Consider the following 22,699-nt stretch of genomic DNA (forward strand, 5'->3'; position numbering starts at 1 on the left):
TTTTCTATCATTCTTCGGTATTGGGGGCAGGATGCGTGTCCATCCGCTGCCGAAGGTTTTCCAGACGGGTCAGGATCGAGCGCATCGCGGCGGCGCGGGCGGGGTCGGACGGTTTTGATTCAGTCGGCGTGGCGGGCATGTCATCCTCCTGTTCGGCCAGCCCCTCGACCGGCACGTCGTTCCACAGATCGGGTTCCTCCACCACGTCATCGGCATCAGGGCTGGCGTCGGGGGTTCCGTAGCGTTTTGACAGGGATTTCACTCCTTGTTCGCGCAGCATTTTCTGAACGCCGCGAATGGTCATGCCCTGCGTATAGAGCAGCTCGCGAATCGCGATGAGGAGCTGGACGTCCTCGGGGCGGTAATAGCGACGTCCGCCGCCCCGCTTGACGGGTTTGATCTGGGTGAACTTGCTTTCCCAGAATCGCAGGACATGCGCGGGGACGGCGACCGTCTCCGACACTTCGGAGATCGTCCTGAAGGCCTGCGATGATTTTTCCATATGCCCTGCGGCGGACTCAGGCCTTGTTGCCTGCGTCCACCCTGTCCTTCATGAGGTGAGAGGGGCGGAAGGTCAGCACGCGGCGCGGGTCGATCGGGACCTCCTCACCGGTCTTGGGGTTCCTGCCGATGCGGGCGGTCTTGTCCCGAACGGAAAAGGTGCCGAAGGACGAAATCTTGACCTGTTGGCCGCTGACCAGTGCGTCAGACATGTGTTTGAGCACGTCCTCAACCAGTTGAGCGGATTCATTGCGGCTCAACCCGACCTCACGATAGACAGCCTCGCTGAGGTCCATACGTGTCAATGTCTTCTCGCCCATGGGGAATCCTTCGTAATCCGCGAAACGTTCCGGAAAGCGTATTGGGATTCACGAAAGAGAGTCAATATCAGGGGTTTGCAAGACGATGCGAAAGCGGCGCTTTACCAGCGCATCAGCGCGGCACCCCATGCCAGACCGCCGCCGATCGCCTCCATCAGAATCAGGTCGCCGGACTTGATGCGTCCATCCGCGCGCGCCACGGACATGGCCATCGGGATCGAGGCGGCCGAGGTGTTCCCGTGATCCTGGACCGTCACCACGATCCGATCGATAGGCAACGACATCTTGTTTGCGACAGCCGAGATGATGCGCAGATTGGCCTGATGTGGCACCACGTAGGATACGTCGTCGGGCGATACGCCGGCCTTTTCCATCGCCGTGTTGCCAGCTGCCGAAAGCTTGCCGACCGCGTGCTTGAAGACCTCGGGTCCCTGCATCCGCAACACGCCTATCGTCCCGGTGGATGAGACGCCGCCATCGACATAGAGCAGGTGGTTGTACTTTCCGTCGGAGTGCAGGTCGGTGCTGAGGATGCCGGCATCCGCGCTGGTTCCGTCACCCTCACGCGCTTCGAGAATCACGGCTCCCGCGCCGTCCCCGAACAGGACGCAAGTTCCCCGGTCGGTCCAGTCGAGAATGCGGGAGAAGGTTTCCGCCCCGATCACCATGATCCGTTTGGCCTGCCCGGCCTTGATCATCGCGTCCGCATTGGCGAGCGCATAGATAAAGCCCGCGCAAACCGCCTGCATGTCGAAGGCGAATCCGCCAGCGCCGATGGCATGCTGGACGCGCGTGGCGGTAGAGGGGAATGTCTGGTCGGGCGTCGCTGTGGCCAGGACGATGGCGTCGATGTCGGACCCCTGCAGCCCGGCATCGTTCAACGCGGCCCGTGCGGCCTCGATCGCGAGATCGGAGGTTTTCTGATCATCGGCGGCGAAGTGGCGGCGCTCGATGCCTGTGCGGGCGCGAATCCACTCATCCGTGGTGTCCAAGGTCGCCTCGAACTCCGCGTTCGAAACGACACGTTCTGGCAGATAGTGGCCGCAACCGACGGGAACCGCACGTAATATTGTCATTCGTTGGGCTCCGCTGCCTTCGCCACTCGCTCCGCGACCTTTTGGGTGAAGCCGTTCTGGGCCAGCCGGAAAGCCAGCTTGATCGCCGCAGAGACGCCCGTCGCGTCCGCGCCGCCGTGGGATTTTACCACGGCGCCGTTCAGGCCGAGGAACACCCCGCCATTCCGGCGGCGCGGGTCCAGGCGTTTTTGCAGTCGGCGCAGCGAGGTCAGGGCGAACAGGGCACCGATGCGGCTGAAGACTGAATGCCCCATCGCCTCACGCAGGAAGCTGTGAATCAGGGTTGCCGTGCCCTCGGCCGTTTTCAGAGCCACGTTGCCGGTAAAACCGTCGGTCACGATGACATCCACCTCACCCGTGCCGATGTCGCTGCCTTCGGCAAAACCGACGAAGCGCATACCACTGTCCGGTTCGGCGGCAAGGGATTCGAGCAGGGTCGCGGCCTCATGCAAGGCCGCACGGCCCTTGTGCTCCTCCGTCCCGACATTCAAAAGCCCGACGCGCGGCTGGTCGAGGTTGAGATCGAGGCGGGCATATTCCGTCCCCATGATTGCGTATTGGACCAGATCGCGTGCCTCCGCCCGGATGTCGGCACCCACGTCCAGCACGACGGTATGACCCGTCTTGCCGCGCGACGGCCACAGGACCGCGATTGCGGGGCGGTCCACGCCAGGTGCACGCCGCAACCGCAGCATGGAAATCGCCATCAGCGCGCCGGTATTGCCACAGGACACAGCGACTGTCGCGTCGCCCTTTTCCACCGTCTGGAGCGTACCCCACATGGAACTGTCCTTGCCCGAGCGCATGGCGCGGGAGGGTTTCTCCGTCATGGAGATGACATCATCACAGTGTCTGATCTCGACAATACCGTCGAGGGCCTGCTGTTTTTCGATGAGGGGGCGAAGCTCCGCCTCGTCACCATGGACGATATAGCGGATTTCATCATTCTTGCTGGCGGAGATTACCATCCCACCAACAATGGCTGCCGGGCCGCTGTCGCCGCCCATGGCATCAATCGAGATTACGATATCGCGGGCCATAGTTCTGGTCTGCCTCCCATGGGTGCGGTCTGACCGCACCCCGTTTGACTACCAGCTAACTTACGCTGCGTCTTCGTCCAGATCGATTTCGTCAGCAAGTGCCACGACTTCACGATCTGCATAGTGACCGCAGGAGGGGCACACGTGGTGGGGGCGACGCAGTTCGCCACAATTGCCGCACTCGTTCGGGTTGGATGCAACCAGCGCATCGTGGGAGCGACGCATGCCGCGCTTGGAGCGCGTGATCTTGCTCTTTGGAACTGCCATGACTAACCTCGGTCGTTTTCGCGGGTCTCGCGTGACCCTGTATGTTTCGTGGCGCCCGGAGGGATTATCGCGCCGCGACTCCACCCGTAAAACGTCTCTTGAATGAGAGCGGCAAAATACGCATCACGCGCAGCGGTGCAAGGGGAATCTTACGACTTGTCCGAGAGTTTCTCTTTCAACGCCGCCAAAGCGGCAAACGGCTTCTCCTTCTCGGGGTCATCATCGGCGGTATTGGTGATGTGATCGCCGGTTCCCACGCCCTTCGCCTTGGGGTAGGCGGGCAGGGCCAGGGCGGCGGCCTCCGTCGCGACCAGACCCACGTCCAGCGTGCGGGTCAGCGGTTCCAGCGCGTCCTCCTCGTCGCTGTCTAGGTCGATATTTTCGGGATCGATATCGGGGGAATAGACCCGCTCGACCTTATCATTCAATTTGGTTTTGACCGGGGCCAAAGTTACGACGCAGCTTTGCACGACGGTGCCGCGCAGGCGCCCGTTCAGGCGCAGACCATCGTGGCCCTCCCGCTCGATCGTGCCCGAGAAACTCAACTCATCGACCGATATCGCGCCGAACAGATCCGCCAGGGCGGCGCGCTCCTCCTCCGTCGCGGTCTCATCAAAGCTGTGCTGTCCGTCGCGGATCAACCGTTGAGTGGCGAGCGGGCGGGGAAACTCGATCCTGGTTCCCCGGTGCGGTGCGTTGGCCATGTGATCGCTCCTGTCATCTGTTTGCTTGCCCTGCGAAGATGCGCAGGTTAGCAACGTTTGGAAATAGCCTGACGCCCGTGGGAGGCCAACCTTATGATCCGTATTTCCGATTTTAACGTGCCCGGCCTCAACCTCGGAGGTGTCGCGCTGGCCGCAGTCCTGGTTCTGGGCGCCTGTGCACCGCGATTTCAGAGCCATGGCTACGCCCCGCCCGATGTCGAGCTGGACCGCATCGTTGTCGGACAGGACACCAAGCGCACCGTCGGCACCGCGCTGGGGCGTCCTGGGGATACCGGGATCCTGACCGACGATGCGTGGTATTACGTCGCGACCAATACCGAGACCTATCTGTATCGCGCCAAGGAAGTGACCGAACGCCGCGTGGTCGCCGTGCAGTTCGACGACGATCAGATCGTGCGCGATGTTTCCGTCTATGGCATTGAGGACGGGCGGCCGGTCGAGCTGGTATCGCGCACCACCGAGACGTTCGGCAACGAACTGTCCGTGGTTCAGCAGATTTTGGGCAACCTGCTCAATCCGGGCAACCTGATCGGCGAGTGAGGCCGATCGGTCCCGGCAGCGTTACCGGCGCGCATTAAAGGTCAGCTTTCCTTCGTTTCGCCTTCGTCAGGCTCGAAGGTCAGCGCCACGCCGTTCATGCAATAGCGCAGGCCCGTCGGCTGCGGCCCGTCGGGAAAGACATGGCCCAGATGGCCGTCGCAGCGGGCGCAGACGACCTCCATCCGGCGCATGAAGAAGCTGCTGTCGTTATGTTCCTCTACCGCGTCTTCGGTCGCGGGGCGCACGAAGCTGGGCCAGCCGGTGCCGCTCTCGAACTTGTCGGCCTGCGTAAACAGGGGCTGGCCACACCCGCGGCAGTAGAACGTGCCGGGCTGTTTGGGAAAATCGTCATGTGTTCCCGCACGTTCTGTGCCCTTTTTGCGCAATACCTTGTATTCCAGCGCGTCCAGCTCCTCGCGCCACTGGGCCTCGGACTTTGTGAACTTTTCTTTCATGATCGACCTTTTCCTTGCAATGCGGGGCGGGCCCGCCAGTTTTGCTATACATAGGTCATGTATCGCGGGAGACACCCCATGAAGGTCTTCAGGAAAGGTCGCTATCGCGTGAGGTTCTCGCAGGATGTGGCGGATGTCTCTGCGGCACAGCGCCTGCGCTCCAGAACCTTTCGTGGTGAGCAAAGCGGCGTCGATGCCGATGATTTCGACAGGTCGTGCACGCATGTCCTGATCGAGGAGGAGCGCACCGACACCCTTGTCTGTTGCTATCGCCTGATGTCCTTCGCCACGGGCGGCGACATTCAGACCAGCTATTCTGCGCAATATTACGGGTTGGAGGCGCTGAGCGTCTATCCCGGCGCAATGGTGGAGATGGGTCGATTCTGCATCGCTCCATCCCATAGGGACCCCGATATACTGCGCATCGCCTGGGGGGCGATGGTGCGATATGTCGACGATCACGATGTGGAAATGTTGTTCGGCTGCTCCTCGTTTCCCGGTGTGCAGGAGGAGGCCTACATGGATGCGTTCGACCTGCTGAGGGAGCGGCACCTTGCGCCCAAGCGTTGGTTGCCCCGGGTCAAGGCACCGCGCATCTTCCCCTTTGGTCAGCGGTTGAAAAAGCCGGATCTCAAGAAGGCGATGAAGGGGATGCCGCCGCTCTTGCGGACCTATCTCCTGATGGGGGGGTGGGTGTCCGATCATGCGGTGGTGGATGACGACCTGAACACGCTGCACGTGTTCACCGGGTTGGAGATCAAGGGCATTCCGCCCATGCGACAAAAGCTGCTGCGCGCAAGCGCGCTGTAAAATCGCGCCGCGCGGCTTCGGAAGAGTGTGGGGGAGCATGGGGGATGGACCGCATGTCGGTGCAGCTCTAACCTCCACCAGCAAAGCGGAGGGGAACATGAGCATCGAGATCGACCCGGACTGGTTCGCGGATGAGGCGATTACCGAAGAAACCCGCGCTTTCGTCGCGCGATTTGTGGAGCAGGTGTCGAACCTGCCACCCACCCACACGATCCCACCCGAGGTGACGCGCAAGGCCCGCGACGATGGGCGCGGAGTCTTTCCCTCTGCCGGGCCTGACGATGGCTCCCACTGGCACGAATTCGAAAACGGGCGGTTGCGCATTTCGCCGGGGATTTCGGGGCGGGGGGTGTATCTGCACGTGCATGGCGGCGGTTGGACGCTGGGGCGGCCCACGCATTACGACCGCCTGAATCAAGCGATTGCCGCAAAGACCGGATTGACGGTGGCGTCGGTCGAATACCGGCTGGCTCCCGAACATCCCTGGCCCGCCTGCCTGGAGGATTGTCGGTCGACGGCGATGCATCTGATCGGTCAGAATCCCTTCGGTGAAGGCCCCCTGTTCATCGGCGGTGAATCCGCCGGTGGTCATCTGGCCGCGCTGCTGGGGCTGGAATTGCGCGGCATGGTCGCGGGGCTGTGCCTGAACTATGGTATCTACGATCTGGATTTGACGCCCTCTGCCGCGCAGTGGGGCAGCCGGTCGCTGGTGCTCTCCACCCCGACGATCCAGTGGTTCGTCGGCAATCTGGCGATGAACGCCGAGGCGCGCCGCGCCGCGTCGCCGCTTCATGCCGATCTGGCCGGAATGCCGCCCGCCTTGTTTCAGGTCGGCACGTTTGATCCGCTGAAGGACGATACGCTGATGATGGCCGCACGCTGGGCCGGGGCGGGGAACGAGACGGATCTGGCGGTCTATCCCGGCGGTATCCATGTGCTCGACGCCTTCGACATCGAGATTGCGGCACAGTTTCATGCGCGGCAGGCGGCGTTTCTCAACCGGGTGTTGGGGTAAGGGCCGCTTCGCTGAGCGTCAGCAACTTGCGCAGCCCGCGCCCGTGCTGCCCCCGGCGGGCGAGCAAAAGGCGGCGTGTTGCGGGGCGCGAGGCCCGTTTGATTTCCGCCAGCAGAATATTGGTCAGGATGAACAGTTCTGTCATCGGCTCGGCACTGATCGCACGGCCATAGGCCTCATCGAACGGCTGCGTCACGGATAGCGGCAGCCCGATGCGATTGACCGGGCCCGGATCACGCACCGACAGCGCATAGATGGCAGCACGGGTGAGGAAATGCGCGGCGTCCACGCTGGCGGGACGAAAGCGGGTGTTGCGAAAGTCGATCGCGCAGGTGCGCCCGTCTGCGATCACCACGTTGTCGGGTTTGTAATCGTTGTGAAACTTGACCTGACGCACGGGAAGGCCGGTCAGTTCCCGCGCCAGCCGGGCGATCTCGGCCCCCATGGCCGGTGGGGCGTCAACCGAGGCGACCTTCACCCGCCCGGTGAAGTCGTGCGCGGCATCGGGCCGCTCCACCAGATCGTGAAGAGTGGTGAGCCAGACCGCCGCAGCCCGGATCGCCGCGTCGCTGGAGGTGGAATCGTCGCGGATCAAATCCGCGGCCGTTTGTCCCCGAACTTGTTCGCTGATGACCAGATCTGCCTGCTCGACATGGGCGATCAGGGCGGGCACGGCACCGGCGGGCAGACGCTCGGTCAGCAGCTTATGCGCGGCGGCAACCCCCTCCGGCCGTTGGTCGAGCGATTGCGGGCCGAAAAAGCTGGCCACGACAGGGCCGCGCGCACTGTCGAGCGCCAGAACCGTCTTTGCCGGTTTGGCGCGCAGCAGGCGCATATTGTCGAAGGGCAATCCTTCGGCCCAAGCCTGTTCCAGTCGGGCGAGGTGGGCGCGACGCGCGCGGGCGCGGCGGATCATCCGCCGGTATGGCTCATATGGCGGCCCATCTCGCCAGAGACAGTTTGACGGGAATAGTCGAAATCGTGGCCCTTGGGCTTGCGCGCGATGGCGCGGCGGATGGCGTCGTGCAGGGCGGCGTCGTCGTCCGAGGCGCGCAGCACCTTGCGCAGATCGGCGTCGTCGTCCTGCCCCAGACACATGTAGAGCTGACCCGTGCAGGTCAGCCGCACCCGGTTGCAGCTTTCGCAGAAATTATGGCTGAGCGGCGTGATAAAGCCGATGCGCCCGCCGGTTTCCTCCGCCCGCATGTAACGGGCCGGACCGCCGGTGTTCAGCGGAATGTCCGTCAGGGTGAACTGTTCGGCCAGTGTCGCGCGCACATCGTCCAGGGACCAGTATTCGTCCAGCCGTTCGATATCGTCGCCCATCGGCATCACCTCGATAAAGGTCATGTCCAGCCCGCGGGCGTGACACCAGCGGACCATGTCCACGGCCTCATCGTCGTTGACGCCCTTGAGCGCGACGGCGTTGATCTTGACCTTCAGCCCAGCCTCCAACGCCGCATCTATGCCGTCCATAACCTGCGCGAAACGGCCCCAGCGGGTGACGGCGGCGAACTTCTTCTCATCCAGCGTGTCGAGCGAGACGTTGACCCGCCGCACGCCCGCATCGAACAGCGGTTGCGCGAAGCGGCGCAGTTGTGAACCGTTCGTGGTCAGCGTCAGCTCATGCAGCGCGCCGGAGTCCAGATGCCGCGACATGCCCTCGAAAAACGACATGATTCCGCGCCGCACCAGCGGCTCCCCCCCGGTCACGCGCAGCTTCTTGACGCCCAGATCGACGAAGGACGTGCAGAGGCGGTCCAGCTCCTCAAGGCTCAGCAATTTCGCCTTGGGCAGGAAGGTCATATGCTCCGACATGCAATAGGTGCAGCGGAAATCGCAGCGGTCGGTGACGCTGACGCGCAGGTAGTCGATGGTTCGCGCGAAGGGGTCGATCAAGGGGGCGTTTTGTGTGTTCATGTGCCCAAGACTATGCATGGTCAACCTCTCTTGCAAGCTGGACGAAGGCGCTGTTGTGTAGGGGCAGGAGGGTTGCGGATGCTGCGTAAATGGATCGTACCGGCGCTGGCGGGCACAGTGATCGGATGCGCACCCGTCGCGCCTGTTGGATCGACGGTGGAGCAGGTGCTGGGCCCGGCGGTGGAGGAATCGCGCCCGTCCCCCGTTACCGCGCGACTGATCGGATCGACCCTGGCGGAGGTATCGACGGAGGGTTCGGGAAAATGGCTGGCCATGGCATCGGTAGACCGGCGCGTTCCCGGCTGGATCACCGATCAGGAAACCGGGGTGAGCACACAGGTCGAACTGCGCCCCTTGCAGGGCGACGGGATCGACCGCATCTCGCTCGACGCATTGCGGGCCCTGGGCATCGACCAGGCCCGTCTGGTGATCGTCGATGTCTATTACGATGTCTCCGCCCTCAGGTTATCGGATTGAACAGAAAAGGATTTTTAACATGATACTCTACGGACGCGATATGTCGCCCTTTGCCCGCCGCGTCGCGATCTGGTGCGCCTTGCAGGATCGCACGATCGAGCGGCGACAGATACAGGTCGCCGGGCCTGAGTGGGAGGAGGTCAAGGCCGTCAATCCGCTGGGCCGGGTGCCTGCGCTGGTCCTCGACGACGGGGAGGTGCTGGTGGAGACTTGGGCCATCACCGATTATCTGGAGGAAACCGCGCCCGAGGATCGGCGTCTGATCCCGGCCACCGGTGCCGCCCGCCGGTCGATGTTGCAGGACATCGCCTATGCCACCTCAACCGGGGAGAAGATCGTCGCGCTGGTCTATGACAAGGTGCGCCGCCCCGTCGAGTTTCACTATCCCGCCTGGATCGAACGGCTGGAGGGGCAGATCGTCGCGGGCTTGCGCGCGATGGAGGGGCGCGTTCCGATCGAGGGCTGGATGTCCGGCACGGATGCGCCGGGCGGTGGCGATATCGCCACGGTGGTTTCGGCCGATATGGCGCGGCTGGTCTTTCCCGGCATCGACGCCGGCCCGCTGCCCCATCTGGACCGGTTGATCGCGGACGCGCAGGCGATCCCCTGTTTCGCGCAAACCCGGCCGAAGATGTGAGGTCCGCGCCCTCGCGCAGGACGTTTCTGGCAGGGCGATGCCTTCTGGATGGATGGCACGCTGGAGGTCAGCGTAACGGAACAGGGGCTTTCTGTCCGCATTGGGGGCTGGGGCGCTCGATGTCTCGACAGATGCGAGCGAGACCGTGATCGCCATCGCGCAGGACGGTTCGATTGCAGGTGTGGACGTGCACGGGGTATCGGGGGCGGGGCCGGTTTACGGACGGGGTTTTGGCGGCCCATATGGGGGGTGGTATGTCGGCTGGATGCAACCGCCGGGGCGGGCGCAACTGACATTCGCGCTGTATGTGGAGGCCGTGACCTACCGAGAGATTGACGGCTATGGCCGGGCGATGAGCGAACGTCTGCTGGCGCCGATCATGTCGAATACGCTATGACCGAGGGGAGGAGCCGCCGCGATGACTGAAACCCTGTATCAACCATTGGTGCCTGCGCGCGAAAGCTGGTTCGCGATGCGCCGCGATTTTCGGTGGCCGCGCCCCGCGCTCTACAACATCGCAGAGCAGGCCTGTGAACGGTGGGCCCGGGCGCAGCCGGATCGGCTGGCGTTGACCTATCTGCGCCCGGACGGAGAGTTGCGGGATTACAGCTATATCCAGCTCAGCCGGGCCTCGTCCCGACTGGCAAATGCCTTTGCCGCGCGCGGCGTGAATCGAGGTGACCGGGTGGCGGTTCTGCTGCCCCAGACGCCCGAGACGGTTCTGACCCATCTGGCGGCCTACAAGCTGGGCGCGATCGCGGTTCCGCTGTTCACCCTGTTCGGCGAGGACGGGCTGCACTACAGGCTTCACGATTCCGGGGCCAAGGTCGTGATCACGGACGGCGCGAACCTGCCGAAATTGCTCAACATCCGCGACAGGCTGCCGGATCTGAAGTTCATCTATTCCATCGACGAACGCAATGCCGGTTCCTTCGGGTTCTGGCAGGAACTGGGCAAGGCGGCGGATCATCGCCCCGTTGCCACAACCACGCTGAACGATCCGGCGTTCATCTCCTACACCTCTGGCACGACCGGTCCGCCCAAGGGGGCGTTGCACGGGCATAAGGTCCTTCTCGGCCATCTGCCGGGGGTCGAGACGCATCACGAGGGGTTGCCGCAAGCCGGGGACCGGATGTGGACGCCTGCCGACTGGGCCTGGATGGGCGGGCTGACCAATGTCATGTTGCCCGCGCTGAGCATGGGTGTGCCGCTGGTGGCGCACCGAATGGCGAAATTCGACCCGGATCAGGCCTTTGACCTGATTGACAGGCTGGCGATCCGCAACGTGTTCCTGCCCCCGACGGCGCTGAAACTGATGCGCCAGACCTCGGGCGATCCCGCGACGCTGCGCACGGTCGGATCGGGGGGCGAGGCGCTGGGCGCTGATCTGCTGGATTGGGGGCGATCGCGGCTGGGCGTGACCATCAACGAAATTTATGGCCAGACCGAATGCAATCTGGTGTTGGGCAACATGTCCAGTCTGGACCCGCCGCGTCCCGGTTCGACGGGCCGTGCGGTGCCGGGGCATGAGGTTGCCATCCTCGACAGCTCCGGCAATGCACTGCCATCCGGCGAGGAGGGCCAGATCGCCATCAGGCGGCCCGACCCCGCGATGTTCCTGGAATACTGGAACAATCCGGCAAAGACGGCGGAGAAATTTGTCGGTGACTGGATGCTGACCGGCGACGTCGCGCGGATGGACGCGGACGGCTTCGTTTTCTTTGCCTCGCGCTTGGATGACGTGATTACCTCCAGCGGATATCGCATCGGGCCGAGCGAGATCGAGGAATGTCTTACCGCCGACCCCGACGTGACGATGGCAGGCGTGATCGGCGTGCCCGATCCCGTCCGGACCGAGGCCGTGCGGGCCTACGTCGTCCTGCGCCCCGGTACAGCCGAGCAGGGCAAGGCGGCTGCGTTGATCGCACGGGTCCGCGAAAGGATCAGCCCGCATGTCGCCCCGCGCGATGTCGTCTTCGTCACGGATCTGCCGATGACTGCGACAGGCAAGATCCTGCGACGTGAACTGCGCGACAGGGCGCATCGCGGGACGTGAGCATCATCGCGTTCATACTGTGTGGCTACGCGGCGTTGTGCCTGACGATGGCGGCCTATGGTTGGACCAGACCGACAGGCGGAATCGACCCAAGGGCGCAGGTCGTCGTGGTGCTGGGCGGTGGCGCGCGCGTTGGACAGTTGCAGCCGGTCGGTCAGGCCCGCGTTGCGGCCGGGGTGGCGTCACTGGGTCCGGGCCAGACCCTGCACCTGACCGGAGGCTTGGCGGGCGGCGGGTCCGAGGCGGCGCTGATGGCGGCGGAGGCGAAGCAACTGGGCGTGGAGCCGCACCGGATCACGCAGGAGCATGAAAGCCGCACCACACAGCAGAACGCCCTGTTTTCGCAGCCCATCATCGGGGAGCGCGCCATTGTCATCGTCAGCGACAATTTTCATCTGGCCCGGGCGGCGATGCTGTTTCGCGGGCATGGGTATACCGTCACGGCACTGCGCGGCACGACTTATCGTCGTGGGATGCGGCGTGCGCTATGGTTCTTCGCGCGTGAAGGACTATCTGGACCGATCAATCTCTTGCGACTGATCGCCTGGGGGCTGGCCGGAGGGCTGGGCGCCTCACGCGATTGGCGTATTCGAACCCTGACCTGACCCTGACCCTGACCTGAGGATAATCCATGGATCCCGTTACCACATTCGCGCTGATCGGCGTCCTGGGCATCGGCTCGCAATGGCTGGCGTGGCGGTTCCAGTTGCCGGCGATCGTCCTGATGTTGCTGGCGGGCGTCCTGGCAGGGCCCTTGACCGGGCTGATAGATCCGGAGGCCAGCTTCGGATTTCTGCTCAAGCCCATCATCGCGGTTGCGGTCGCAGTCATCCTGTTCGAGGGCGGATTGACCCTGAACTTAAAGAGCTTGCGCGATGCGGGCCCGTCGGTGTTGCGGCTGGTCATGATCGGAGCACCGCTCGGCTGGCTGCTCTCCGCGATAAGCGTGCACTACATCGCCGGGCTGAGTTGGGAGACCGCCATCGTGTTCGGCGGCATCATGATCGTCACCGGCCCAACCGTGGTGACGCCCCTGTTGCGGCAGGCGCGGATGGAGCCGCGCGTCGCCAGAATCCTGAAATGGGAGGCGATCGTCAACGATCCCATCGGTGCCCTGGCAGCCGTTCTGGCCTATGAAATGGTGGTGGCGCTGCGAACCTCCACCACCGTGGGGGGCGCGATCTGGCACGTGTTTCTGGGCATCGCCGTCGCCAGTGTGCTGGGCTATCTGGGGGGGCGTGTGATTGCATGGGCGTTCAACCGGGGCAAAGTGCCGGAATATATGAAGGTGCCTGTGATGTTTGGCGCGCTTCTGGCGATTTATGCGGCATCCGACTATATCCTGCATGAAAGCGGTTTGTTGGCCGTGACCATCATGGGCGTCGTTCTGGCGAACACGCATTTGCCGTCTCTGGACGAAATCCGGCGGTTCAAGGAACACGCGACCGTCATTCTGGTCTCGGGCGTTTTCATCCTGCTTGCGGCTTCGCTGACCATGGCGGAACTGGCCAGCATCGACCTGCGCATCGTGTTGTTCGTCGCCATCGTGATCTTCATCGCCCGGCCCCTGACCGTGCTGCTGTCGCTGATGAGCAGCGGTCTGCCGTGGACAGAAAAGTCGATGATCGCCTGGATCGGACCGCGGGGCGTCGTTCTGGTCGCTGTGTCAGGTCTTTTCGGAACGCAACTTGCCGAACTGGGGATCGAGGACGGGCGAAGCCTGACGACCCTGTCCTTCGCGCTGGTGGCGGGCACGGTGGTGCTGCACGGATTTTCGATCGGACCGTTGGCGCGGCGGTTGAAGCTGACATCCGAGGCCGTTCCGGGCCTGTTGATCGTCGGAGGTTCACGCTGGGCGGTCAATCTGGCGCGGGCGTTGGAGAAGGCGGAAATCCCTACGATGATCGTGGATCGCAACTGGTTCCGCCTGCGCGCCGCGCGTGAGGCAGGGGTGAAGGTGTATCACGGGGAGATCCTGTCCGAGACTGTCGAGCATACGCTGGATCTGAGCGCATATGGTGTGGTTCTCGCCGCGACGGACAACGATGGCTACAACGCGCTGGTCTGCACCGATCTGGGCCCGGAATTCGGCAGAAGACAGGTGTTTCAGGTTGGCCGCTGCGATGAGACGGAGGGCCGCGCCGCCATGCCGGTCACCATCGGGGGGCGCGCCTTTGGATCGGGTATGCCCTATGAGGATTTCATGCGGCTGGAGGCAGCAGGCTGGGCGTTTCGCGTGACCAGACTGACCGAGGAATTCGGTCTCGATGATTACCTCGCCCTCAACGAGGACGCCCGGATTTTGGGGCGGATCAATGACAGCGGCTTGCTGTTTTACGATGGTAAGCCACCTGAGAAGATTCCCGCCGGAACGCGAATTCTGGCATTTCATCACAAGGATAAGGATCGCGGGTCCGGTTCGTCCTGATCTGCGGCCCGCCTTCGCGGGGAGGGGGCAACACTCAAAGGTGTTTTGCCGCCTCCTTGCGCGCGATTGCCCGCATTCCGTCCGAATGCAGGCTCAGGAATTCAGCGACGCGCGCAGGATCCTGCCGTGACAGGGTCCGCAACCACCATCCAATCGCCTTTTGTGTGAACCATTCGTGATCGGAAACCAGCGCCGCGATCCACGTCAGCACCTGCTCGCGCCGTTCCAGATGCGCGGCGTCGGGGTGTCGTCCCTTCGCCCAATGCAATGTGCAGACCAGGGCGGCGCGGCGCGTCCACATGTTCTGATGTTCCGTCCACATCGCCACCGCATCAAGGCGAGAGGGGTCTGCGATCAGGCGACGCTCGATAGGCTTTGCCGCCGCATCGGCAATGGTCCAGCTGTCGAACTGAACGACCCAGCGTTGCACCTGGTCCCAGACCGGCGCGTCATCCGGTTTGATCTGCGCCTGGGTCAGAAGTTTGGTCGCGGCAATCCGCGCCTCGTAAATGTCACTGTCCCATAAACCCGCGGCCAAGGTGACCTTCGCATCGCGGTCCAGATCGGCGCGCCAGGGACGCACGAGGTTTTCCACCGTGTCATTGCTCAGACCGAGGTAGCGGCGTTCGACCTTGTGATAGGTCGCCATTTCAGCCGCGCGGACGGGATCCGCGCGGGCGATGAGGGCGTCGAGCGCCGCGCCCGGGGTCGGCATCAGGACGATTTCGGTAACAGAATGACATGATCCGTACCGCCGCTGCGCCGGAAACGGGTGCCGCGCAGGCGACCGTTTTCATAGCTGTAGACGGTCGGACCATTGCTGCCCGGTACGATCAATCGTCCGTTGCGGTCGATACGTCCGGTGCGTCGATGGCTCTCGGCGCGCAGCGTCTCGTATGGGGCGACGGTGTCGATCACCACGACGGAGCCGTCCTGGTTGACCTCCGTCACGTGAATTTCATGACATTGGCCCCCGTTCCACGCACCCTCACCCCAGACGCCCAGATAGCGGTTCCAATTGTCGGACAGGCCGACCTTGGCGGGTTGAATCTCGTTGCGCCGATACGGATCGTCATACAGATCGACGGTATAACATCCCGCCCTGCTGAGCGCGGAATCCGGCAGACTTGCCTGCGGTTCGACACATGCCGACAGCAGAACCAGCAGCGATGCGCTTGCCACGATGCGTTTCATAATCTCTCCTCGAACTACTCGAACGTCCCGATCTTGGCGTCGGATACGAATGGAACTTTACTCTACCGTGACCGATTTGGCGAGGTTTCGCGGTTGGTCCACGTCCGTCCCCTTGGTCACGGCCGTATGATAGGCAATCAACTGCGCAGGTATAGCATAAACCATCGGTGCGAGCCGGGGATCTACCGTCGGCATCACCAAAACCTCAGCCGTGCCGTGCCGGGCGATCTCGGCGCCTTCGGCATCGGTTACCAGCAGGACACGCCCGCCGCGGGCCATGACCTCCTGCATATTGCTGACCAGTTTTTCAAACAGCGCGTCGCGCGGCGCGAAAACGATCACGGGAACGTTTTCGTCGATCAGGGCGATGGGACCATGCTTCAGCTCGCCCGAGGCATAGCCCTCGGCGTGGATATAGCTGATTTCCTTTAGCTTCAGCGCTCCTTCCAGTGCCATGGGATACATCAGGCCACGGCCCAGGAACAGAATGTCACGCGCACCGGCAAGCCATTGGGCAAGCTTGGCAATCTGGGGTTCGGTCGCGATCGCCTCATTCATCAGGCGGGGCAGTTCGAACATGCGCGAGACCAGCTGCGCCTCATCCGCCGCGCTCAGATGCCCGCGCGTGCGGCCGGCGTGAATTGCCAGCGACAACAATACGGTAAGCTGGCAGCTGAACGCCTTGGTCGAGGCGACGCCGACCTCCACCCCCGCATGGATCGGCAACGCTGCGTCCGAGGCGCGGGCGATGGAGCTTTCCATGGCGTTGACGACGGAGACGATGCTGCCAGCCTTGCCCTTGCAGTAGGTGAGGGCGGCCAGCGTGTCCGCCGTCTCACCCGATTGTGATACGAACAGCGCCATGTCGCTGTCTCGCAGCGGCGGGTTGCGGTAACGGAACTCGGACGCGATGTCGATTTCCACGACCATGCCCGCAATCTGTTCGAACCAGTATTTCGCGACCTGACAGGCATAAAAGGCCGTGCCGCATGCCACCATGATCAGTCGGTCGGTTCCGGTGAAGTCCACCGCGTCGGCTGCACCTTCGATCCGGTCACGGCCCGGACCGGCGTAATGTTGCAGCGCGTAGGACAGCACCTCGGGCTGTTCGTGCACCTCTTTGGACATGAAGTGGCGATGCTCGCCCTTCTCCGCAATCATGTTGTCCAGCGCGACGGTTTTCATGGGCCGGTCGGTCGCGGCGCCATCGGCGTCGAAGATTTTCGCCCCGCCGCGGGTCAGAACGACGTGATCGCCATCGTTCAGATATGTGATGCGGCGGGTGAACGGCGCCAGCGCCAGAGCGTCGGAGCCGACGAACATTTCACCCTCCCCATGACCGATTGCCAGAGGGGAGCCGCGCCGCGCTGCCACGATCAGATCGTCCTCGCCCTCGAACAGGAAGCACAGCGCGAAGGCCCCTTCAAGACGTTTGAGCGTTGCCACCGCAGCCTCGATAGGAGGCAATCCGTCCGTCAGGTATTGTGCGCACAGGACGGCTACGGTTTCGGTGTCCGTCTCGGTGACGAACGTGTGGCCCTTGCCCTCCAGCTCGGTACGCAATTCGCGGAAATTCTCGATGATGCCATTATGCACGACTGCGACGGGGCCGGAGCGGTGGGGGTGGGCGTTTGCCTCGGTCGGTTTTCCATGCGTGGCCCAGCGGGTGTGCCCGATGCCGGAACGGCCCTGGATGGGATCGACCACCAGCAGATCGGCCAGCGCGCCCAGCTTTCCCACCGCGCGACGACGGCCCAGCACGCCGTCGTGCACCGTGGCGATGCCGGCGCTGTCATAGCCGCGATATTCCAGACGACGCAGCGCCTCGACCATCAGGGGGGCGGCGGAATGCTCACCCAGGATACCGATAATGCCGCACATCAGCGTTTCTCCTTGAGGCTGCGCAAACGCGCCACCATGCGGGCGCCAAGGCCCGGTTTGTTGACTTGCCGCGCGCGCCCGATGGCCAGATCGCCCGGTCCCACATCGCTGGTCACGACCGAGCCGGAGGCGACATAGCCGCCATCCGCGATGGTCACGGGCGCCACCAGGGCGGAGTTCGAGCCGACGAAGGCATCCGCGCCTATGGTCGTCTTGTGCTTGAACACTCCGTCATAGTTGCAGGTGATGGTGCCCGCGCCGATATTCGCACGTTCGCCTATTTCGGCATCGCCGATATAGGTCAGGTGATTGACCTTCGCGCCTGCATGCAGGATGGCGTTCTTGACCTCAACGAAATTGCCGACGCGCGCGCCGCCACCAACCTCCGCGCCGGGGCGCAGGCGGGCATAGGGGCCGATCTGGGCACCCTCGGCGATGTGACAGCCCTCAAGATGGCAGAAGGCTCGGATTTCCGCCCCGGTTTCCACCGTGACCCCGGGGCCGAACACGACGTTGGGCGCGATGGTGACATCGCGGCCAATATGCGTGTCAAAGGCGAAATGCACGGTCTCGGGCGCGGTCAGGGTGATGCCGTCCTCCAGCGCGCGGGCACGGCGAGTCCACTGGAACACGGCCTCCGCCGCTGCCAGATCGGTGCGGGAGTTCACGCCCATCGTCTCCTGCTCGGCGCAGGTAACGGCGGCGCAGGACATCCCGCGCGACCGGGCGAGCCCGACGATATCGGTGAGGTAATATTCCCCCTTGGCATTATCGTTGCCGACCGCCCCGACCAGATCCAGCAGGGTGGCGGCATCGGCCATGACGACGCCGGAATTGCACAGGGTAATGGCGAGTTGCTCGGGCGTGGCTTCCTTCGCCTCGACGATGGCCTGCAAACCGTCGGGGCCGGTGACGAGGCGACCGTAGCCGCCGGGATTTGCAGCCTCGAACCCCAGCACCACCACGGCTGCACCATCTGCGCGCGCATCGCGCATTGCGGCCAACGTATCGCCCGAGATGAAGGGCGTATCGCCGTAGAGCACCACCGCGTCGCCGTCGAACCCTTCCAGACCCGCCGCCGCCTGCTGCACGGCATGGGCGGTGCCCAGCTGTTCGGCCTGCACAGCAAAAATCGCATCGGCGCGCCAGTCACGCACCGCGCCCTCGACCAGATCGCCGCCGTGACCCGTCACGACGATCAACCGCTCTGGCTCAAGCGTGTTCGCGCTGGCCATGGCGTGGACCACCATGGGCGCGCATCCGATCTGGTGCAGAACCTTGGGCAGGTCGGACTGCATTCGCGTGCCCTGACCGGCGGCGAGAATGATTGCGGCTGTTTTCATTATGATGTGGTCCCTCGTGTTGGCGGGCTTATAACAGCGGCATGCGGTGCCGGAAAGCGCACCGACGATCAGGTTTCGTTTCAGTCGATTGCATCGGCACCATTTCGAGGAGTTCCCATGCGCACCGCAATATTCGACCTAGACGGCACGCTGGCGGATACCAGCGCAGACCTGATCGCGGCGGCGAACGCCTGTTTTATCGGGCGCGGGCACGCGGCGCCGCTGGATCACGCGACCGATGCGCTGACCGCCTTTCGTGGCGGCCGGGCCATGCTGGGACTGGGGGTCGAACGACTTGGTCTGACCGATCTGATCATCGACGAGGAATACCAGACGCTGCTGGATCATTACGACGCCCATATCGACGTGCATACGCGTCTCTATCCGGGGGTCGAGGCCGCGCTGGACCGGTTGGCGGCGGATGGATGGGTTCTGGGGGTCTGCACCAACAAGCCCGAATGGCTGGCCGAAACCCTGCTGCAAAAGATCGGCATCCGCGACCGGTTCGCCGCGATGCTGGGCGCGGATACGCTGCCGGTGCGCAAACCCGACCCCGAACACCTGATCGAAACAGTGCGCCGCGCCGGGGGCAACATGGCGCGTACCGTGCTGATGGGCGACACCACAACCGACCGGGACACGGCGCGCAATGCCGGCGTTCCGGTGGTGCTGGTGGGCTTCGGCCCGCTGGGGGCGGGCATCGCGGAGTTGAAGCCGGACGCGATCCTGACGCATTACGATGAACTCGGCGATCTGCTGGATGGATTGGTGCCGCGCTGAAAACCGCCTGATTAGGCTTGACCCCTTTCGCGCAAGGTGCGAAATGCACCGCCAGAGACGGGACGTTAGCTCAGTTGGTAGAGCACAGTGTTCACATCGCTGGGGTCACTGGTTCGAATCCAGTACGTCCCACCATCTCTGAAAATTCCTGTATTGTTTCAATAGTTTTCATCTGTTGCGATTGCGTCCAACGAAGCAGGCGAACAAGGTTTGGCCGCGCGCATTCCCGAAGGGTGCTTGTGTGCATTCGACGCGCATTTCCCCCCGCCGGTGGGGGTGACAGACGGCCCGCATGCGGATTATGGGGTTGCATTGCCCTGTAGGTCCACCGTCTGATGGCTTATCACTCAAGAAAATCTGGAGTTCCAAGATGCGTCTCAAAACCACCCTGTCCGCGATTGCACTGGCCGCCATCGGCACTCAGGCCGCCGCACAGTGCGAAAGCGTCACCTTCTCCGATGTCGGCTGGACGGATATCACGGCGACGACCGCGACCACCTCCGTCGTGCTTCAGGCGCTGGGCTATGAGACGGATGTGAAGATCCTCTCCGTGCCCGTGACCTATACCTCGCTGGCCGAGGGCGATATCGATGTGTTCCTCGGCAACTGGATGCCGACGATGGAGGCCGACATCGCCCCCTATCGTGAGGCCGGAACCGTCGACACCGTGCGCACCAACCTGACGGGTGCGAAATACACATTGGCCACCAATGCGGCGGGCGCGGAACTGGGCATCGCGGATTTCGCGGACATTGCCGCGCAGGCCGACGCGCTGGATTCCACGATCTACGGCATCGAGCCGGGCAATGACGGCAACCGCCTGATCCTCGACATGATCGAGGCGGAGGCATTCGACCTTACCGAATTCGAAGTCGCGGAAAGCTCGGAGCAAGGGATGCTGGCGCAGGTGGAGCGGGCCAGCCGCCGGGGTGAGCCGATCATCTTCCTTGGCTGGGAACCGCACCCGATGAACGCCAATTTCGACATGACCTATCTGACCGGGGGCGACGACTGGTTCGGCCCCGATCTGGGCGGTGCATCCGTGATGACGAACACGCGCGCGGGCTATGTCACGGAATGTCCGAATGTCGGCACCTTGCTGGAAAACCTGGAATTCTCCCTTGAGATGGAGAACGAGATCATGGGCGCGATCCTCAACGATGGTGAGGATCCCGAGGATGCCGCGAAGGCCTGGCTGGCCGCGAACCCCGATGTGCTGGACACTTGGTTGGATGGCGTCACCACGCTGAACGGTGAGAGTGATGCGAAAGCTGCCGTCATGGCCGTGATCGAAGACTGACCCAATCATTGAAAGAAACGGCGCGGGGCCCCCTCGCGCCGTTTTCACGATGAACGACAGGAGCGACGGATGGAGTGGCTGACCAACAACAAGATCCCCGTCGGCGATACGGCTGAGATCGTGTTCGACTGGTTGCAGCGCAACGGCACGGACGTGTTCGACGCGATTTCCGACGGCATGGAAGCGACGATCGACACCTTGCTGTGGATTTTCCAGACGCCGCATCCGCTGATCATCATCGCGGTATTCGTCGCGCTGACATGGGTTTTGCAACGCAGTTGGCAGACTTGTCTGCTGGTGTTCGCGGGGTTCCTGTTCATCCTCAACCAGGATTACTGGGAGGAGATGACCGAAAGCATGACGCTGGTCCTGTCGGCCTGTATCGTCTGCATGACCATCGGCGTACCCATCGGCATCGCCGCCGCGCACCGGCCCCGGCTCTATGCCGTGATGCGGCCCGTGCTGGACCTGATGCAGACGCTGCCGACCTTCGTCTATCTGATTCCGGCGGTGATCTTCTTCGGCATCGGAATGGTGCCGGGATTGCTGGCGACGGTGATCTTCGTGTTGCCCGCACCGATCCGGCTGACGCAACTCGGCGTATCCTCGACCCCCGCGCCATTGCTGGAGGCGGCGGATGCCTTCGGCGCGACGCCGCGACAGAAACTGTTCAAGGTCGAGCTGCCCTACGCCGTGCCGCAGATCATGGCCGGGCTGAACCAGACGATCATGCTGTCGCTGTCTATGGTGGTGATTGCCGCGCTGGTCGGGGCGGACGGGCTGGGCGTGCCCGTGCTGCGGGCGCTGAACCGGGTGGATTCCGCGCTCGGCTTCGAAAGCGGCTTCATCATCGTGGTGGTGGCCATCATGCTGGACCGGATGTTGCGGGTCAGGGGACGGAAATGAGCGTTGCGATCTCTCTCGATGCGGTGAACATCGTCTTTGGCGCGGAGCCGGAAAGCGCGCTGCCGCTGATGGATGCCGGGCAGAGCCGCGCGCAGATTCAGGAGCAGACGGGGCAGGTACTGGGCGTGCACGATTGCACGCTCGACGTGAACGAGGGTGAGATTCTGGTGCTGATGGGCCTGTCGGGATCGGGCAAGTCCACCCTGCTACGCGCGGTCAATGGCTTGAACCCGGTCGTGCGCGGATCGGTGACAGTGCGCGCTGGCGACTGGTCGGCGGAGGTTACCTCGGCCAGCAAGGCGGACCTGCTGAAGGTGCGTCGCGAATGCGTCACCATGGTGTTCCAGCAATTTGGCCTGCTGCCGTGGCGCAGCGTGGCGGAAAATGTTGGACTGGGCCTCGAACTGTCAGGCATGAAGAAGGCCGAGCGGGCAGAGCGCGTGCGCGAACAGCTCGATCTGGTGGGCCTGTCGGAGTGGGCGGACCGCAAGGTTGGGGAGTTGTCGGGCGGAATGCAGCAGCGGGTCGGACTGGCGCGGGCCTTTGCCACGCAGGCGCCCATCCTGTTGATGGACGAACCTTTTTCCGCGCTCGACCCGCTGATCCGCACCCGGTTGCAGGATGAACTGCTGGAATTGCAGCAACGGCTGAAACGCACGATCCTGTTCGTTAGTCACGATCTGGATGAGGCGTTTCGCATCGGCGACCGCATCGCCATAATGGAGGGCGGACGCATCGTGCAATCGGGCACGCCACAGGATATTCACGCCGACCCCGCAAACGAATATGTCGCTGATTTCGTGGCGCACATGAACCCGCTGGGCGTTTTGCGCGCGCGGTCGGTCATGGTCCCCGCGCAGGGAACGGAGGACGGTCGGATCGGGGCGGATGCCAGCGTCAATGACGTGATCCATGCGCTCGATACGGCGCAAAGCCTCGCCGTGGTTGAGGAGGGCGCGGTGGTGGGCCGGATCACGCAGGGCGATGTCTTGAACGGGCTGGCGAAGCCGCAGACTTAGAAATGCAGG

26 protein-coding genes and 1 tRNA gene are annotated in these 22,699 nt (G+C 63.4%); 14 read left to right on the forward strand and 13 right to left on the reverse strand.

The genetic code is table 11. From position 1 onward, the window contains the following. Positions 1-7: 7 nt before the first annotated feature. The 6 genes from H1S03_RS01125 to H1S03_RS01150 all read right to left on the reverse strand — a co-directional run bounded on the left by H1S03_RS01125 (position 8) and on the right by H1S03_RS01150 (position 3,908). A complete protein-coding gene (locus H1S03_RS01125; protein WP_166190384.1) occupies positions 8-502 on the reverse strand; it encodes a MerR family transcriptional regulator in 495 nt (164 codons plus the stop codon). Between the two features lie 16 nt (positions 503-518). Next, the gene (gene ihfA / locus H1S03_RS01130; protein WP_166190386.1) at positions 519-821 is read right to left on the reverse strand and encodes an integration host factor subunit alpha; all 303 of its coding nucleotides are present in this window, start codon (positions 819-821) and stop codon (positions 519-521) included. A gap of 101 nt (positions 822-922) precedes the next feature. Continuing rightward, positions 923-1,891, reverse strand: a complete 969-nt coding sequence (locus tag H1S03_RS01135; RefSeq protein WP_185803056.1) for a beta-ketoacyl-ACP synthase III — start codon at positions 1,889-1,891, stop codon at positions 923-925. 2 nt (positions 1,892-1,893) lie between these two features. Beyond that, positions 1,894-2,937, reverse strand: a complete 1,044-nt coding sequence (gene plsX / locus H1S03_RS01140) for a phosphate acyltransferase PlsX (protein ID WP_166190390.1) — start codon at positions 2,935-2,937, stop codon at positions 1,894-1,896. A 60-nt stretch (positions 2,938-2,997) separates the two neighbouring features. Continuing rightward, positions 2,998-3,204, reverse strand: coding sequence for a 50S ribosomal protein L32 (rpmF, locus tag H1S03_RS01145; protein ID WP_166190393.1), 207 nt, complete (start codon positions 3,202-3,204; stop codon positions 2,998-3,000). Positions 3,205-3,353: 149 nt separating this feature from the next. Beyond that, positions 3,354-3,908: a YceD family protein gene (locus H1S03_RS01150; RefSeq protein ID WP_185802778.1), complete on the reverse strand. Its 555-nt coding sequence runs from the start codon at positions 3,906-3,908 to the stop codon at positions 3,354-3,356. 93 nt (positions 3,909-4,001) lie between these two features. On the opposite strand from H1S03_RS01150, the gene H1S03_RS01155 reads away from it, so the two are divergent. Then, positions 4,002-4,469 carry an outer membrane protein assembly factor BamE gene (locus H1S03_RS01155; RefSeq protein ID WP_185802779.1) on the forward strand — a complete coding sequence of 156 codons (468 nt, stop codon included), beginning with the start codon at positions 4,002-4,004 and terminating at the stop codon, positions 4,467-4,469. Between the two features lie 41 nt (positions 4,470-4,510). On the opposite strand, the gene msrB is transcribed toward H1S03_RS01155, so the two are convergent. Next, positions 4,511-4,924, reverse strand: a complete 414-nt coding sequence (gene msrB, locus H1S03_RS01160; protein ID WP_185802780.1) for a peptide-methionine (R)-S-oxide reductase MsrB — start codon at positions 4,922-4,924, stop codon at positions 4,511-4,513. Between the two features lie 78 nt (positions 4,925-5,002). Between msrB and H1S03_RS01165 the strand changes: the two genes are divergently transcribed. Both H1S03_RS01165 and H1S03_RS01170 read left to right on the forward strand, forming a co-directional pair. Next, positions 5,003-5,734 carry a GNAT family N-acetyltransferase gene (locus H1S03_RS01165; RefSeq protein ID WP_185802781.1) on the forward strand — a complete coding sequence of 244 codons (732 nt, stop codon included), beginning with the start codon at positions 5,003-5,005 and terminating at the stop codon, positions 5,732-5,734. A 97-nt stretch (positions 5,735-5,831) separates the two neighbouring features. Further along, positions 5,832-6,749, forward strand: a complete 918-nt coding sequence (locus H1S03_RS01170) for an alpha/beta hydrolase (RefSeq protein ID WP_185802782.1) — start codon at positions 5,832-5,834, stop codon at positions 6,747-6,749. Here H1S03_RS01170 and H1S03_RS01175 read toward each other — a convergent pair. Together H1S03_RS01175 and moaA are read right to left on the reverse strand one after the other, a co-directional pair. Further along, positions 6,730-7,665: a phosphotransferase gene (locus H1S03_RS01175; protein ID WP_185802783.1), complete on the reverse strand. Its 936-nt coding sequence runs from the start codon at positions 7,663-7,665 to the stop codon at positions 6,730-6,732. The genes H1S03_RS01170 and H1S03_RS01175 overlap by 20 nt on opposite strands. Then, positions 7,662-8,669 (reverse strand): GTP 3',8-cyclase MoaA, encoded by a 1,008-nt coding sequence (gene moaA, locus H1S03_RS01180; RefSeq protein WP_185802784.1) that lies wholly within the window; start codon positions 8,667-8,669, stop codon positions 7,662-7,664. Before moaA ends, H1S03_RS01175 begins: the two co-directional genes overlap by 4 nt. A 78-nt stretch (positions 8,670-8,747) precedes the next feature. Here moaA and H1S03_RS01185 point away from each other — a divergent pair, with 78 nt between their 5' ends. From H1S03_RS01185 to H1S03_RS01210, 6 genes are all read left to right on the forward strand, one after another. Next, positions 8,748-9,146: a hypothetical protein gene (locus tag H1S03_RS01185; RefSeq protein ID WP_185802785.1), complete on the forward strand. Its 399-nt coding sequence runs from the start codon at positions 8,748-8,750 to the stop codon at positions 9,144-9,146. Between the two features lie 19 nt (positions 9,147-9,165). Beyond that, on the forward strand, positions 9,166-9,783 hold the full coding sequence (locus H1S03_RS01190; protein WP_185802786.1) for a glutathione S-transferase family protein: 618 nt from the start codon (positions 9,166-9,168) through the stop codon (positions 9,781-9,783). A gap of 145 nt (positions 9,784-9,928) precedes the next feature. Next, a complete protein-coding gene (locus tag H1S03_RS01195) occupies positions 9,929-10,180 on the forward strand; it encodes a hypothetical protein (RefSeq protein WP_185802787.1) in 252 nt (83 codons plus the stop codon). Positions 10,181-10,201: 21 nt separating this feature from the next. Continuing rightward, positions 10,202-11,839, forward strand: coding sequence for an AMP-binding protein (locus tag H1S03_RS01200; protein ID WP_249777762.1), 1,638 nt, complete (start codon positions 10,202-10,204; stop codon positions 11,837-11,839). Then, positions 11,836-12,444 carry an ElyC/SanA/YdcF family protein gene (locus H1S03_RS01205; RefSeq protein WP_185802788.1) on the forward strand — a complete coding sequence of 203 codons (609 nt, stop codon included), beginning with the start codon at positions 11,836-11,838 and terminating at the stop codon, positions 12,442-12,444. The genes H1S03_RS01200 and H1S03_RS01205 overlap by 4 nt, the downstream gene beginning before the upstream one ends. A gap of 26 nt (positions 12,445-12,470) precedes the next feature. After that, positions 12,471-14,267: a cation:proton antiporter gene (locus H1S03_RS01210; RefSeq protein WP_185802789.1), complete on the forward strand. Its 1,797-nt coding sequence runs from the start codon at positions 12,471-12,473 to the stop codon at positions 14,265-14,267. Positions 14,268-14,301: 34 nt separating this feature from the next. On the opposite strand, the gene H1S03_RS01215 is transcribed toward H1S03_RS01210, so the two are convergent. From H1S03_RS01215 to glmU, 4 genes are read right to left on the reverse strand one after another with little or no spacing between them, the layout of a single operon-like run. Then, positions 14,302-14,982 (reverse strand): DNA alkylation repair protein, encoded by a 681-nt coding sequence (locus tag H1S03_RS01215; protein ID WP_185802790.1) that lies wholly within the window; start codon positions 14,980-14,982, stop codon positions 14,302-14,304. Next, on the reverse strand, positions 14,982-15,461 hold the full coding sequence (locus tag H1S03_RS01220; protein ID WP_185802791.1) for a hypothetical protein: 480 nt from the start codon (positions 15,459-15,461) through the stop codon (positions 14,982-14,984). The genes H1S03_RS01215 and H1S03_RS01220 overlap by 1 nt, the downstream gene beginning before the upstream one ends. A gap of 57 nt (positions 15,462-15,518) precedes the next feature. Further along, positions 15,519-17,342 carry a glutamine--fructose-6-phosphate transaminase (isomerizing) gene (gene glmS, locus H1S03_RS01225; RefSeq protein ID WP_185802792.1) on the reverse strand — a complete coding sequence of 608 codons (1,824 nt, stop codon included), beginning with the start codon at positions 17,340-17,342 and terminating at the stop codon, positions 15,519-15,521. Continuing rightward, positions 17,342-18,685, reverse strand: a complete 1,344-nt coding sequence (glmU, locus tag H1S03_RS01230; RefSeq protein WP_185802793.1) for a bifunctional UDP-N-acetylglucosamine diphosphorylase/glucosamine-1-phosphate N-acetyltransferase GlmU — start codon at positions 18,683-18,685, stop codon at positions 17,342-17,344. The genes glmS and glmU overlap by 1 nt, the downstream gene beginning before the upstream one ends. A gap of 117 nt (positions 18,686-18,802) precedes the next feature. Between glmU and H1S03_RS01235 the strand changes: the two genes are divergently transcribed. From H1S03_RS01235 to choV, 5 genes are all read left to right on the forward strand, one after another. Beyond that, complete coding sequence (locus H1S03_RS01235) at positions 18,803-19,465, forward strand: HAD-IA family hydrolase (protein WP_185802794.1); 663 nt, start codon at positions 18,803-18,805, stop codon at positions 19,463-19,465. Between the two features lie 59 nt (positions 19,466-19,524). Continuing rightward, positions 19,525-19,600: transfer RNA gene (locus tag H1S03_RS01240), tRNA-Val, on the forward strand. A gap of 235 nt (positions 19,601-19,835) precedes the next feature. Then, positions 19,836-20,765, forward strand: a complete 930-nt coding sequence (choX, locus tag H1S03_RS01245) for a choline ABC transporter substrate-binding protein (RefSeq protein WP_185802795.1) — start codon at positions 19,836-19,838, stop codon at positions 20,763-20,765. A 69-nt stretch (positions 20,766-20,834) separates the two neighbouring features. Beyond that, on the forward strand, positions 20,835-21,671 hold the full coding sequence (gene choW / locus H1S03_RS01250) for a choline ABC transporter permease subunit (RefSeq protein ID WP_185802796.1): 837 nt from the start codon (positions 20,835-20,837) through the stop codon (positions 21,669-21,671). Then, on the forward strand, positions 21,668-22,690 hold the full coding sequence (gene choV, locus H1S03_RS01255) for a choline ABC transporter ATP-binding protein (RefSeq protein ID WP_185802797.1): 1,023 nt from the start codon (positions 21,668-21,670) through the stop codon (positions 22,688-22,690). The genes choW and choV overlap by 4 nt, the downstream gene beginning before the upstream one ends. Positions 22,691-22,699 lie beyond the last annotated feature (9 nt).

Source organism: Pontivivens nitratireducens (assembly GCF_014235845.1).
Lineage (GTDB): Bacteria > Pseudomonadota > Alphaproteobacteria > Rhodobacterales > Rhodobacteraceae > Pontivivens > Pontivivens nitratireducens.